The sequence below is a fragment of the Dyadobacter sp. NIV53 genome (genome assembly GCF_019711195.1).
GTDB lineage: Bacteria > Bacteroidota > Bacteroidia > Cytophagales > Spirosomataceae > Dyadobacter.
This window is the reverse complement of sequence record NZ_CP081299.1, coordinates 5,390,358-5,405,458: the sequence shown is the minus strand read 5'-3', so window position 1 is coordinate 5,405,458 and position 15,101 is coordinate 5,390,358. Positions and strand designations below refer to the sequence as shown.

Below are 15,101 nucleotides of genomic sequence, written 5' to 3'. Positions count from 1 at the left end.
TGGCTATGGGTGCATTGAAGCATGTAGTAGCAAGTACATTGCAGTGATTTAGATAAATTAATATCATATTTTATCGCAATAATTGTATAATAAATAGATTTTATTCTCAAACTAATTAAATTAAAATTAATAATGCCTTCTGGCATAAGGTTTTATAGCGTAATTTCAAATTGAAAAGAAAATTTGAAAAAACTTTAACACGCTAAGCTTATGTCGAAAAACAGATTTACCAACCATCCGCTTCTATCGCTATTTTCAGGAACTCAAAAACTAATTGTACTGATAATATTCAATGTATTATTTCCACTGACAGCCAGGTCGCTAAGCTGTTATCCTATAAGTCCGCTTTCCTGCGATCAGATCCAGGTCAGCTTACCTTATAATCTTCTTTTTAATGATCCTGTAGCCAATACGATTACAGACCAGAATAATCTGGGCACTGGTTTTACGATGGTTCAGAATTATTCAGGCACCAGGCTTGCACAGGATATTACAGCTCCTAATTCGGCTATTCCGGCCTACCTTCCGGAGGCGTTAAAGGTTACAGATGGCAAGCTAAATTTAAAGTCGAATAAAGGAATTGGCTATCTGACAAGCAATAACCAGATTAATGCTTTGGGAGTGATGGTTGATTCACGCGATAAAATGATAATTAAAACTGAAATTATTAATCCATTTTATGGTTCAAAAGGACAGCAGGCAGGAATTTGGTTTGGTATAAGTGATAAAACATACATTAAACTGGTGGTCACGAATAATAAAATTGAACTCCGGCGTGAGTTAAACGATGTTTCCGACAAAACAATCGGTTCTGCAAATGTTGACCAGCGTACCACGGCAACAATCAACAGATTGCATACTTATTCAGTAGGGCTTAAACTGATTATTGATCCGGCAAAAAACGCAGGCTCCGGCTTTTACTCAACTGACGGCGGCCAAACTTACATCAATGTTGGGATCAATTACCCCCTTTCATCAGTCAGTTTAAGCGGAATGGGAATTACAGCCAGCAAAGCATATACAGGATTATTAGCATCTCATCGGGACGCTGACACACCCGTCACATATAGCTTTAATAATTTTTCAGTCAGCAAAATATTACAATTTGATTCTTCCGCCTATAATTTTAATATCAATGACAATTCATTGACAGGTTCGCTGGCAGGCAGAGTCAGAGCTTCCGCAATTGATGGAGGTGCAATTACTTACCGGATACAATCAGGAAATACCAACGGCGCATTTTCCATTGATGAAAATAGCGGCCAAATTCTGGTAAACAAGCGGTTAAACCATCACACGCAGTCAGAATATATGCTTAATGTTGTTGCAGCAACCGAATTGGCTGTGGATGAAGCTTCGGTACTCATGCGGATTACAGTCGCTACTGACCCTATCCAGGATTTTACTACGATAAACTGGACGAAGGCAGCTTTTCAACCTTTTAAAGTAAGTGAAGCACAAGGTGAAACAGTCAATGGAAAATGGTATAACTTCGGTGGCTTCGATAGTCAGAAAAGCTCATTCACTCCTACTAAAAGATCCTACGGTTACGATCCTGTTGCCGATACCTGGACCCGCATTGCCGATTTACCCCATACACCTAATGGTACCAATTTAGGTGGCATTTCACATGCCGGAACAGCTACGGATGGAACCGATATATATTTTTCCGGCGGATATACTTCCAATGCAACCGGAACCGGACAGATATTCGGAACTCAACAGGTGTGGAAATATCATGTGGCTTCCAACACTTATATCAAATTGCCTGACCTCCCCATAAAACTTGCAGCCGGACAACTGGAATTTGTCAACGGCAGATTACATCATATTGGAGGTACAAATTTGCAAAGAACACAGGACATGGCGAGCCATTATGTACTGGATCTCGACGATATCACAGCCGGTTGGAAGGCTATGGCACCTCTTCCTAATCCAAGGCAACACGCCGGCTCAACAGTGTTCAAGGGAAAAATATATTACATAGGCGGGCAATATGGGCATGATGAACACCTCGTTACGCAGAAAGATGTGCATGTTTATGATCCAAAGACCAATTTATGGACTAAACTGGCGGACTTGCCTGCACCAGGCAATTATGGACTGGGACACATTTCGTCAAGTGTGGTTGTAATGGGAAACCAAATAATAGTTTTGGGAGGCGAGGCAGTTCATCTCAAACTGCGTGTTGCATTGGTATCAGCTTATAATCCGGCTACCAATATCTGGACAAGTCTTACACCAATGCCAGTAACACGTTATTCAGGAGTTGCAGCTGTCTTGAACGGAAGCCTATACTATACGGGCGGCTCAAATGGCAGTACTACATTTAAGGGTATAGCGGTGAACAATAATGCCGTAAGCCGTAAAAGTGCTGATTTGAAAGATGATTATATAAATTTGAAAACGAAAGCAGGAATAAAAAAAATCACAATTTCTCCAAATCCATCATATAGCAATACGGTTTATCTGAAATTGGAAAACTTTGATAAAAATGAAAAGGTAAATATTTCTATTGTAAATCTGCTAGGTCACGTCGTACACACAACGAGCTGCATAACCAATGAAGAAGGATATGCTGATGCCGCCGTTAGTAAACAGATTGCTCTTGCAAAAAACACGTATATTATCAGAGCTGATGCAATTTCTGGTTCCTGCTCCGGTAAGTTAATAGTACAATGACAAAGGCAGATATGTTACACCGAGAGCCACAGAGAAAAAAAGAGGACCACGGAGTTTTGATATATTCTCCGTGGCACTCTTCCTCTTTCCGTGAGTCTCTGTGTAACCTACTTCATACTCCCCGAAGATACTGCCAGTAAGTACCAAGCGGCGTGCGGCAGCCATTGTTCGGCCCAGCGCCAGTCATTGTCTTTACCGGTTTGGGCATATGAAAGATTGAAATCAATATCGTCCTCATTGTCAATCCCCGAAGTAATCCCGTTGACAATTCCGCCCGGTGCATTGGTATATTCAAAAGTTCCGAAAAATCCATAAGCCGGATTATTATATCCTGAACCCTGTAACATCGACGTATTGTAGGGATTTGATCCAAGAATCCAGTTGAGCTGATTTAATGCAAAATTTTCAAGACTATCCTGAAATGGTTTATCTGAGGAAAATAACGGAGCCGCTAATCTTGCAGCGGCTGCAATAGAAGCAATTCTTGCATTTTCACCCTGCCACCATGGAGATGCATCACTTCCATGCGGAAAGAAGAAAGTGGTTTTTTGAATCCCCAATGTATCCTGTGTTAACTGTCTGCTGTATCCAAAAGGATTTTTCACTTCACTTGTTAAGGCCAATTCAAAAGTCAGTGACTTTTTGATTGCCTCCTTTATTCCGGCTTGCAATTCAATAGAAGCAAAAGGATAATAATTGAGCAGGCTTACTACCGGTAATCCTGCATCTGATGGGTGGAAAAAAGGTCTGTCATGGTCATCGGCACGCCAGAAGTTTTTATATTTTTCAGATGAAACAAGCCGGCCCAGCAAACTTTCTGCGCGCTTTTCAGCCGCAATTTTGTATTCATCCTTTTTGGTTGTCCTATACAATTCAGTAGCTGCACTCAACGCACAGTAGTCGTCCACAATGTTTTCTTTGCCATCATTGGTCATCATTCCATTATTTTTTTCTAAAAAACGGAATGCATTTTCAGCCGCCAATAAATATTTCTTATTGCTAAAATCTCCGGAAGAATCGTGCGCGGCCGCGATTGCCAGTGCAGCAATGCTCATGCCTCCACCCGACCGGTAACTAACCTGGTACTTTTTCCAGTTGTCCGACTTATCTGTATCACTAAATGCCTGGTCTTTATTTTCCTTGATCCGATAGCTCTGCTCCTCTGCCTGAATGACTCTGTCTTTCGCCATTTTGCCCGGGCCGGGAGCTGAAACCGAACGGTAAAATGATCCGTCTTTTACCTGTACACGCACCAGATAATCAGCACCATACATTGCCTCATCGAGCAAACGGCGGTTGTACTGACGAAAGTCATTGCCTTTTCTTTTAATAAGCTGATCATACGTTTTAAACAAACTCCATGCGGTCAACGAAATTTGCTGTGGGTTAAAATAGGTTGAAAACGTAAGATGTGATAAATGTTTCCCATAATCTCCCGAAGCATCATACCAGCCACCGTGTACATCAACCGTATCTTTCGTCTGGCCTTTTAATAACAAATGATGATCCGCTTTATCCAGTAATCCCGAGCTTCGTTGTCCTTTGAAATAATAAATTACGTTGGATAAGGTAGCCGATTCCAGTACATTTTTTCCAATTACAAAAGGATAGGAAGAAATTGTCTTTCCTGCGTTTATTACCTGAACTTTATAATTTCCTTCCGTTTTGACATCACTGAAATCAATTGTCCAGAATAGCCAGTTTTTCCATTTGGCAACCGGGCCGCTGAATTGCGTTTTACCATTGTACACCACCTTTCCGGATGCAATATCTATTATTTGAAATACCGGAATAGATAATTTACTTTCAGCCAGCACAACAGCTCTTTTTACATTCGTATTTTCGTAGCCTATATGGTTGGTCAGTATCTTAATGCTTTGTGCAAAAACAGGAAAGGACAAAAAGTATATGAACAATAAAAGATATAAGTGTTTGTAATTGGATTTCATAAAATCAGATAATAGGATTAAACCTAAAATTCCCTGTTTTATCCGACTTCTCAAAATGTGAAATGCATTCCAAAACCCGGATTTATTATCTTTGCGTCCTTAAAGGATAAATCCCTTTCCAAATGCACCAGACACTTCAATTAACTCTACTTCCTGAAGTAGCGCTTGACGACGAGAATCTCCGTCAGTTTATCATCAAAAAACTACGTCTGAATAAAGATGAAAATCCAGTAATCCGCAGAACACGGCAATCTATCGATGCACGGAGCAAACAGGTTAAAGTGAATGTGCAGGCAGAAGTGTATGTAAATGAACTGCCGCCTTCACTGATCAGCTTCAATCTCAATTATCCGGATGTGAGCCAGCGCCCAAAGGCTTTGGTTGTAGGATGCGGTCCGGCAGGAATGTTTGCAGCATTACGGCTTATCGAACTGGGTATCAAACCTGTGCTTTTTGAAAGAGGCAAAGATGTCCGTGCCCGAAGACGTGATCTGGCAGCGATCAACAAAGAGCATATTGTTAATCCGGAATCCAATTACTGCTTTGGCGAAGGTGGTGCCGGGACTTATTCCGATGGAAAATTATATACAAGATCAAATAAAAGAGGTGATATCCGCAGAGTGCTTGAAATATTTGTAGGGCACGGTGCAAGTGAACAGATCCTTGTCGATACGCATCCTCATATCGGCACCAATAAACTGCCTGTTGTTGTAGCAGAAATGCGTGAAAGCATCCTGAAAGCAGGCGGTGAAATTCATTTTGACACTAAGGTTACGGATCTGATACTGGAACAAAATGAACTGAAAGGAGTCATTACTGATGACAGCAAAGAACATACCGGCATTGGTGTGATTCTGGCAACCGGCCATTCTGCACGCGATATTTATGAATTGCTGAATGACAAAAATATCCTGATCGAAAGTAAGTCATTTGCGATGGGTGTCCGCATCGAGCATCCGCAACGTGTAATTGACAAAATCCAATACCATTGTGAAACGGATCGTGGCCCTTATCTGCCGGCCGCTTCGTACAGCCTGGTTACGCAAACACGGTACAAAGGTATTCAGCGTGGCGTATTTTCGTTTTGTATGTGTCCGGGTGGGTTTATTGTTCCCGCTGCCACATCTCCCGGCGAACTTGTTGTGAACGGTATGTCACCTTCCCGCAGGGATTCACCTTATGCTAATTCAGGGATTGTGGTTTCTGTTGAAGAAGAAGATATTGCCCCTTATAAAGAATTTGGAGCATTGGCAGGACTTCAGTTTCAAAAAGAAATTGAGCAAAAAGCGTGTAATCTGGCAGGAACTACACAAACGGCTCCTGCACAACTGGCAAATGATTTTGTAAAAATGAAAATATCTGCGGAATTGAAGGAAACTTCTTACCAGCCAGGTTTACATTCCGTTGATCTGTATGAAGTACTTCCACCAAATATTTCCAATCCGCTGCGTGACGGGCTGGCAGATTTTGGCAGGAAAATGAAGGGATATTTATCCAATGATGCGCAGCTGATCGGAGTTGAAAGCCGGACTTCCTCACCAGTCAGAATACCCAGGGACAGAGATTCCTGCGAGCATCCGGTAGTTAAAGGTTTATTTCCATGCGGGGAAGGTGCCGGTTATGCCGGAGGAATTATGTCGGCTGCCATGGACGGTGAGCGTTGTGCTGAGCAACTTGCAAAGTTGTACGCGCATGTATTTTGATTTTTTTTCAAAAATTGCTATATTGGAAAGCTTCGAAACTCTGTATTGATTCTCATTGTTAATACAGTACTGACATCAATTCAAACTATATAAACTCATAATGATACTAGGATCATTTTCGTCCTTTATTAATCATATATCCCAAAATCTCAAAAACCCGCTTCCAGGCGAGTCGGCTCACCGGATTATGCAGGCAACTTCGTCGCTCCGGTTAAGTTTTAAGCCCAATAACCGGACCCGTAAAAGCGCCGTTCTTATTTTATTCTATCCACATAAGGACGAAATTTATTTCCCTCTCATTCTCCGTCCGGCTTACGACGGAGTACATTCCGGACAAGTAGCGTTTCCCGGCGGGAGGTATGAACTGAGTGACGAAAATCTGATACGTACAGCTTTACGGGAAGCACAGGAGGAAATCGGGCTCAGACTGACAGACGTAAAAATTCTGGGAAGCCTGACAGAGCTTTTTATCCCACCCAGTAACTTTTTTGTTTTGCCCGTAGTTGCAACCATTCCTTATCGTCCGGATTTTTATCCTGATGCACGTGAAGTAGAGGATATTTTTGAGATAAAACTGGATGAAATTTCCAACATAAATATTGTCGGATCCAGCAATATACAAATAAGGGGAGAACAGGTATACGCTCCTCATTATGAAATTCAGGGTTATAAAATCTGGGGTGCAACAGCTATGATGATCAGCGAACTGCTGACTGTTATCAATGCCTCAGATACCAGCCCGAAAAACTAAAAATAAGCGCTTTATTTAGTATATTAGCGGTGTTTTTAACAGAAATTCTTCCGGAATTCTTCAAGTTGTTTCATTGTTTTGAAATGCATTGGTTCTTCCGCGAAAGCCGGTAAGAAAACAACATTAATAAAATTTACAGAATATTTAAACCCTGGTTCTTCCTCAATTTATGGACGAAAACGGAGCTACGCCTGACGTAGAAGATAGCAAGTTACACGACAAATTACCCATCTCGGGCCTTTACGAAAGCTGGTTTCTCGATTATGCCTCTTATGTAATTCTGGAACGCGCTGTTCCTGCAATTGAAGACGGGTTAAAACCGGTTCAGCGCAGGATTCTGCATGCATTGAACGAAATGGATGACGGCCGCTTCAATAAAGTTGCGAATGTGGTTGGTTCCTCCATGCAGTTTCACCCGCATGGCGATGCTTCTATTTACGATGCCATTGTCAACCTTGGACAAAAGGAACTGCTTTTTGATACACAAGGTAACTGGGGTGATATCAGGACCGGCGACGGAGCTGCGGCTGCACGTTATATTGAGGTCCGGCTTTCAAAGTTTTCAAGAGAGATCGTCTTCAATGATGCCACTACGGAATGGCAATTGTCATATGACGGCCGTAAGCGGGAGCCTGTAACACTTCCTGTTAAATTCCCACTGACGCTTTCCCTTGGTGTGGAAGGTATTGCGGTAGGTTTGTCGACCAAGATATTACCGCATAATTTTTGCGAACTGATAGAAGCGTCCATTAGCATTTTACAAGGCAAAGACGTAACCATTTATCCCGACTTCCTGACTGGCGGCCAGGTTGATGTTTCCAATTACAATGATGGCCAGCGAGGTGGAAAAGTAAGGGTACGTGCCAGAATCGAGGAGGAAGACAAGAAAATGCTTGTGATCAGGGATATTCCATTTGGCATTACAACGACTTCCCTGATTGAATCCATCGTAAAAGCGAATGACGGAGGTAAAATAAAGATCAGGAAAGTGGTAGATAATACCGCTGCGGATGTGGAAATTCAGGTGCATCTGGCTCCGGGAGTTTCACCGGATATTACGATGGATGCACTTTATGCATTTACAGATTGTGAAATATCCATTTCGCCTAATGCCTGTATTATTATTGCAGACAAGCCTCATTTTGTTGGTGTTACCGAAATTTTAAAATATAATACCCAGCAAACTGTCCATCTTCTTCAGCGTGAATTAGAAATCAAACGGCTGGCGTTGCTGGAAAAAATCCTTTATGGTTCTCTTGAAAAAATATTTATTGAAAACCGTATATACCGTGATATTGAAGAATGTGAAACTTTCGAAGCCGTTATCAGGACAATTGACAAGGGACTGGAACCTTTCAAACCACAGTTTTACAGGGAAATAAATGATGATGATATCGTTGAACTGACAGAGATCAGGATCAAGCGGATCTCGAAATACGACGGTTACAAAGCCGACGAGCAAATGAAGAAGTGGAGTGATGAATTGGCAGAAACTGAGGAAAACCTGGCTAATATCACACGTTTTGCCATCGCTTTTTTTAGAGATTTATTGAAAAAATATGGCAAGGGAAGAGAAAGAAGAACTGAAATACGTGCTTTCAATCAGATCTCAGCCAATATTGTGGCCGCTAATAATCAGAAACTGTATGTCAATCGTGCTGAGGGTTTTGTAGGTTACGGGCTTAAAAAGGACGAGTATGTGATGGACTGCTCGGATATTGATGATATCATCGTTTTCAAAACCGATGGAAAATGCCTGGTTGTTAAAGCGCAGGAAAAGGTGTTTGTCGGAAAGGATATTATTTACTGTGCAGTTTTTGTTAAGAACGATGAGCGCAAGGTGTATAACCTCATTTATGTAGATGGCAAAACCGGGGTTTCATACAGCAAGAGATTTCAGGTAACTGCCGTAACGCGTGACCGGGAGTATGATCTTACACAGGGAAGCCCGAAATCGAAAATTACCTATTTCAGCGCAAATGAAAATGGGGAAGCCGAAATTATCACATTAAGTCTTACTGCCCAAAGCAAAGCAAAAGTGAAGCAATTTGATTTCAATTTTGCTGAACTGCTTATTAAAAACCGCAGTGCGATGGGTAATGTACTGACCAAATATTCGGTCAGGAAAATTACGCTGAAACAGGCAGGAAGATCTACATTAGGTGGTGTAGACTTATGGTTTGACCCGATTATAGGAAGATTAAACCGGGACGAACGGGGTGAATATCTGGGCAATTTTGAGGCGTCAGACAGTATTTTGGTCGTATATAAAGAAGGAACCTATGAGCTGACCAGTTTTGACCTGACGAACCACTATGTTTCCAATGAGGTCTTGCTTGTTAAGAAATTCGATCCGAAAATCGCTATTACTGCTGTTTATTATGATGGAGGGCAGAAGCAGCATTTCATCAAACGTTTCCATATTGAAACTTCTTCTCTAGACAAGAAATTCCTGTTTATCAGTGATGCAAAAAACAGTAAGCTGTTATTAGCCAGTACAGATAAATATCCAAAACTGGAAATCTCATTACCAAAAACAGCTCAAACCGAACGTGTAAATACAGAATATCTGATTGCGGAAATTGTAGAAATCCGTGGTTGGAAAGCAATGGGAAACAAACTTCCTTTTGATAAATTCAAAGAAATACGCTGGCTTCCTTCCCTACCCGACCTGCCTGATGAAATCATTTCTGAGCCGGCTGAAGCAAATGAAGAAGTGGCGGACAATGTAGAAGAAGCTGAGGAAATCCAGGATACGGATGGAACTTCCGATGCAGATATTGTAGCGCTGGATGAAGTAATTCAGGAGGCTATTCCGGAAGAAATACCGGATATAACTGCAACTGAGGAAGCCGTACCCGACGAAAACGAAGAAGATGAAAAGGTTTTAAAACCTAAGAAAGAACCAAAGAAAGGCTCTAAACGCAAAAGCCAGTTAGGTTTGTTTGAATAGAAAAACAATGTAAAATACTTTTTGCTGCTGCCGGTTTTTCATCGCCGGCAGCAACAAAAAGTATACGTTCCGGCGTATAGTTCAAAACGACAAAAATGTTTGGAGAACCAGAAACCGGTAATCAGTTGTTAGTCTTAAAGATTATCCCGAATTACAGAATTGAAAAATTTGCTCAAAGCGATTATTTTCCTGGTATTTATCTGCTTGGTTTTCATCTTGCTGTGTAATTTCTGGATAGTATATTACACGCGGCAGTACAATTTTTTTTCGATTGAAAGTTTACCAAGTAATGATGTAGCCCTTGTTTTGGGAACCAGCAGAAATACAGAAAAAGGAAAGGAAAACCTCTTTTTCAAATACCGGATGGAAGCTACTGCGCATTTGTTTAAGGAAGGCAAGATCAAGTATATTATTTTAAGTGGAAATAACGATTCACAGTATTATAACGAGCCGCTGGACATGAAAAAGGCATTGCTTAATCTGGGAGTTCCTGAAAATGTCATGACGCTGGATTATGCAGGATTCCGCACTTTCGACTCGGTTGTGCGATGCAGGCAGGTATTTAACCAGGATAATTTCACGATTATTTCCCAGAACTTCCACAATGCCAGGGCACTGTATATTGCACGTAATGAAGGAATTAATGCCATTTCGTTTGCGGCACAGGATGTACCGGACGGTTATTCATTCCGCACGCTCATACGCGAGTATCTTGCGAGGCCAAAGGCTGTGCTGGATGTTCATTTTCTGCGGCCATCTGCCGACATTACATCAAATAATGAGATCACGAAAAAAATGAAAAACCAAAAAGAAAAGTAATGGAATTCCACACTTGCACGACATGAATCAAATATGAACAAAATATTACTTTTTCTGTTTTTTGTTGCGGCAGGATTTTTTTCCAAAGCTTATTCCCAAACTACTTATATCATTAAAGGACGGATTACAGATGCTACTTCCGGTGATCCTATCCCCTTCGCTAATATTGCAGTAAAAGCTTCAACCTCAGGAGCAATTACCAATTTTGATGGTTTCTATCAATTAAAATACACTCTTCCGGCAGACTCTTTGCTCGTAACTTATGTAGGTTACGATACAAAAAGTAAAGCAATAGCACCTAACCTTGCTGAACAAACAATCGATATTCAGCTGATGCCAGGCTCTTTACAATTGAGGGAAGTAAGAATATTTGCCGGAGAAAACCCTGCTTATGCCATCATGCGTAAGATAATGGCCAACAAAAAGCAAAATAATCAGGATAATCTGGGAGCTTACGAATATGAGAGTTACAACAAGATCCAGATTGATATTGATAATCTTTCGGATAAATTCAGGAAGCGTAAGGCCATTCAGAAAATGACTCATATCGTAGACAAATACGATGAAGTGAAAGGAGAAGATGGCGAAACGGTTATACCGATTTTCATATCAGAATCTGTTTCTAATGTTTATTACAGAAATGATCCGAAAAAGAAAAAGGAAATTATCCGCAAGACCAAAGTATCGGGTGTAGGCCTCACCGATGGCAGCCTTGTTTCCCAATTGACAGGCTCCTCTTTTCAACAATATAATTTTTACAACAACTGGCTTAACATTCTTGAAAAAGACTTCGTTTCTCCCATCGCCGAAAGCTGGAAAGTATATTATGAATATTATCTGGCAGACAGTACTTCTAATGGAAATCGCTACGATTATCAGATTGATTTTGAACCAAAGCATGAACAGGATCTGGCTTTCAGCGGATCATTCTGGGTAGACGGGGAGAGTTTTGCGCTTACGCAAATGGACGTAAGTGTTGGGAAAAGAGCTAACCTGAATTTTATAGATAAAATTAAAATCCAGCAATCTTACGACTACTTTGAAACTGAAAAAAGATGGGTTCCGGTCAAAACCCGGGTTTTGATAGATGTGGATGAACCCACTAAAAAAACAGCCGGAATGCTGCTTAAATTTTATTCTTCCAATTCAAAATACAAGATCAATTCTCCGCTTGATAACAAGTTTTATGATACAGGTATCGAGCTCATGGAAGATTACATGCAGCATGATTCTGTTTTTTGGGCCAAAAGCAGGCCAGAGTCCCTTACTCCTTCTGAAATTTTAAGTTTTCAGCTTGTTGATTCTTTAAAGGTTTTGCCCGTCATCAAAACGTACACAGAGATTCTGAATATTTTTGTAAACGGGTACAAAAAACTGGATAAATGGAACATTGATATTGGCCCTTATTTATTTTTATATGCCAACAATGCTGTTGAGGGCCATCGTTTCAGATTAGGATTCAGGACAGATCCGGGATTTAGCCGAAAGTGGATCTTTAATGGCTACGGCGCTTACGGGACGCGTGACCATGAGTTCAAATACGGTGCAGGAATGGATTATATCGTTTCCAGAAAACCATGGACCATGGCTGGTATTTCCTATTCAAAAGATCTGGAAAGGCTGGGCGTTTCCGCTGAAACAATTGGCCCAAATACACTTTTTGGCGCTTTTTCAAGATTTGGTGCTTTTCGCAGGCCCTACTGGCAGGAAGATATTTCGGCTTATTTTAAACGTGAAATGGTAAAAGGATTAACCGGAAGCGTTCAGTTACGACACAGAAATTTCATCCCTTTGTTCCCGTTTGCTTATCGCACTACTCCTGATGAAGGTGCAGAATCGCCTCTGAAAAGTTCGTTTGACATTACAGAACTCAATTTTGAACTGCGTTTGGCAAGAAAAGAAACTTTCCTTGCAGAATGACAATGAAAGGATTAGTATGGGAAACGGGAATTCACCTGCTGTTACTTTCAGATATACGGCAGGTATCAAAAATTTCCTTGCCGGTGATTTCAATTACCAGAAATTTTCCCTCAACGTCAAGCACAGTTTTCGTTCCGGAATTCTTGGAAGAACTTACTACAATCTTACTCTGGGTTATATACCTTCTACTGTTCCTTACCCGCTGCTGTATACGCCACTGGGAAATGAATCCTTGTTTTATGTTGACAATGCTTTTAACCTGATGAATTATTTCGAATTTATCAGCGACCGCTATATTCAGTTACGCATGGAACATAATTTTGAGGGATTACTGTTTAACCGTATTCCGGCGATCAGGAAATTGAAATGGCGTATGCTGGCAACAGGAAAAATATTTTATGGAGATGTAAGTAATGAAAACCTGGCACTGACTTCCTCGGTAGACGATGCAGGAAATGAATTACAAACTTTTAACCGCCTGAACCGCGTTCCTTATGTTGAACTTGGTTACGGCATTGATAATATATTCAGGTTCGGCAGAATTGATTTTATACACAGGCTTACCTATCTCAAAAACCCTCAGGTAACTCCTTTCGCTGTTAAAATATCTTTCTGGTTCAGCTTGTAAATATTACATTAAACATGCATCAGATCTTTTGCTGCATACGTTAAATGCACCATATCACCTACTTCCAGGTCTTTCCTGTTTCTGTAAAACGAAAGTAAACCATCTTCATTGGTACATCTGATTTCCCAGTGGTTTCCATGAAAACGGATTGCATCTACCGTTCCATACCATTTACTTTTTTCAGGATTTTTGGTTATTTTAATTTTCTCAGGACGTATAAATGCTTTTTTGTTCTGAACATTTCCTGCAAGCCAGTTTATATCTCCTGTAAGTTCGGCCACATAACTATTAACAGGCTGATTGTAAATTTCCTGAGGTGTTCCAATCTGGATAATTTTTCCAAATTGAAGCACTGCAACTCTGTCCGACCAGGCCAATGCATCGGAGGCTTCGTGTGTAACGAAAATACAGCTCATTTTCTGCTGCTGCCGCAAATTTTCAATGGCATCTGCTAATACTCTGCGGTTATGATTATCCAAATGCGCAAAAGGTTCATCCAGTAACAGCACATCCGGTTCTTCGGCCAGTGATTTGGCAATAGCAGTCCGCTGCTTTTCTCCGCCAGACAACAATTTTGCTTTTTGATTTCTCACATAACCCAGTCCGGTAATCTGCAATAATTCTTCAACTTTTTCCTTCTTGTATTCGCGATCGTAAAAACGCAAAGAATAAGCAATATTTTCCTCAACAGTCTGATTAGGAAACAATTCAAATTCCTGGTGAATCAGCTTAATCGATTCATGCCCGGGAATAAGTTCGCCGCTTACCGGAGGCAGCACATCCCCGTTAAAATATACATTTCCCTGATCTGCATCCAAAAACCGGCCAAGGATACGGAGTAATGTACTTTTTCCCGAGCCGCTTTCACCTAATATCCCAAGCCATTCACCCGCAGGTAGAGCCAGGTCAATTGCTGACAAAACAGAAGTAATACCAAAATTTTTAGAAACCGCCTCAGCACGCAGGGTGAACTTTTGTTTTCCCATTATTCAGCCCAGGTCACTTTGTTTTCAAAAGGAGTACGTCGTGCTGGTGCTTCCGGTGCATCGTGATAGCCCATAAAAAATAATCCGAGGCATTTCTGGTTCTCTTCCAGATTAAGGAATTGCCCAAGTTCTTTTAATATACCAGGACTGCTCCAATAAGATCCAATACCATAAGCGGTTGCAGTAAGCCACATATTCTGAACAGCACAGGCAACAGCGGCTGTTTCTTCCCATTCCGGAATTTTGTCGGAATGAAGTTCCACATTGATAGCTATTACACAATTGGATTTCAAAACTTTTTCACTTGCAGCGTCGTATCTCGCTTGTGAAAAGGACTCAGGCGCAGTAACCTGCCTGTATCTTTCAGAGAAAAACCCGCCCAGTTTGTTCAGGCTCTCACCTTTAAAAACAATAAAACGCCAGGGCTCAGTGAGCTTATGTGTTGGGGCGTAATTGGCATTTTCAAGTATGGTATTGATAATTTCTTTGGGGATATCTTTTTCTATATAGCTGGGTGGAAATATACTCCGGCGGTTGCGAATGGTTTTGGTAATAATCTCTGCTGAATTCTCCATTAATAATTAATTTCAAGTATAATATGCTGTAAAACTAACGAATATAATGGTTGCCACTTGCATGGCAAAAGCAAGACGTAAAAGTTAGATTAACTTTTACACTTATAATCATTAAATGCCAATAGTTGACAATTA

At 40.9% G+C, this 15,101-nt stretch carries 10 protein-coding genes; 7 read left to right on the top strand and 3 right to left on the bottom strand.

Annotated elements, in window-relative coordinates; genetic code table 11:
- Nucleotides 1–210 precede the first annotated feature (210 nt).
- A complete protein-coding gene (locus KZC02_RS22365) occupies nucleotides 211–2,682 on the top strand; it encodes a kelch repeat-containing protein (RefSeq protein ID WP_221390719.1) in 2,472 nt (823 codons plus the stop codon).
- A gap of 107 nt (nucleotides 2,683–2,789) precedes the next feature.
- On the opposite strand, the gene KZC02_RS22360 is transcribed toward KZC02_RS22365, so the two are convergent.
- On the bottom strand, nucleotides 2,790–4,631 hold the full coding sequence (locus KZC02_RS22360; protein ID WP_221390718.1) for a glycoside hydrolase family 9 protein: 1,842 nt from the start codon (nucleotides 4,629–4,631) through the stop codon (nucleotides 2,790–2,792).
- 122 nt (nucleotides 4,632–4,753) lie between these two features.
- Between KZC02_RS22360 and KZC02_RS22355 the strand changes: the two genes are divergently transcribed.
- From KZC02_RS22355 to KZC02_RS32595, 6 genes are all read left to right on the top strand, one after another.
- Nucleotides 4,754–6,334, top strand: coding sequence for an NAD(P)/FAD-dependent oxidoreductase (locus KZC02_RS22355; RefSeq protein WP_221390717.1), 1,581 nt, complete (start codon nucleotides 4,754–4,756; stop codon nucleotides 6,332–6,334).
- Between the two features lie 100 nt (nucleotides 6,335–6,434).
- Nucleotides 6,435–7,085, top strand: coding sequence for a CoA pyrophosphatase (locus tag KZC02_RS22350; protein WP_221390716.1), 651 nt, complete (start codon nucleotides 6,435–6,437; stop codon nucleotides 7,083–7,085).
- Between the two features lie 169 nt (nucleotides 7,086–7,254).
- Nucleotides 7,255–10,038 (top strand): DNA gyrase/topoisomerase IV subunit A, encoded by a 2,784-nt coding sequence (locus KZC02_RS22345; RefSeq protein ID WP_221390715.1) that lies wholly within the window; start codon nucleotides 7,255–7,257, stop codon nucleotides 10,036–10,038.
- Between the two features lie 159 nt (nucleotides 10,039–10,197).
- Nucleotides 10,198–10,857 (top strand): ElyC/SanA/YdcF family protein, encoded by a 660-nt coding sequence (locus KZC02_RS22340; protein WP_310590347.1) that lies wholly within the window; start codon nucleotides 10,198–10,200, stop codon nucleotides 10,855–10,857.
- A gap of 33 nt (nucleotides 10,858–10,890) precedes the next feature.
- Complete coding sequence (locus KZC02_RS22335) at nucleotides 10,891–12,777, top strand: DUF5686 and carboxypeptidase-like regulatory domain-containing protein (protein WP_255636950.1); 1,887 nt, start codon at nucleotides 10,891–10,893, stop codon at nucleotides 12,775–12,777.
- Between the two features lie 16 nt (nucleotides 12,778–12,793).
- Nucleotides 12,794–13,405, top strand: coding sequence for a DUF5686 family protein (locus tag KZC02_RS32595; RefSeq protein ID WP_255636949.1), 612 nt, complete (start codon nucleotides 12,794–12,796; stop codon nucleotides 13,403–13,405).
- Between the two features lie 8 nt (nucleotides 13,406–13,413).
- On the opposite strand, the gene KZC02_RS22330 is transcribed toward KZC02_RS32595, so the two are convergent.
- Both KZC02_RS22330 and KZC02_RS22325 read right to left on the bottom strand, forming a co-directional pair.
- Nucleotides 13,414–14,391, bottom strand: a complete 978-nt coding sequence (locus KZC02_RS22330; RefSeq protein WP_221390714.1) for an ABC transporter ATP-binding protein — start codon at nucleotides 14,389–14,391, stop codon at nucleotides 13,414–13,416.
- On the bottom strand, nucleotides 14,391–14,966 hold the full coding sequence (locus tag KZC02_RS22325) for a nitroreductase (RefSeq protein WP_221390713.1): 576 nt from the start codon (nucleotides 14,964–14,966) through the stop codon (nucleotides 14,391–14,393). Before KZC02_RS22325 ends, KZC02_RS22330 begins: the two co-directional genes overlap by 1 nt.
- Between the last annotated feature and the right edge of the window lie 135 nt (nucleotides 14,967–15,101).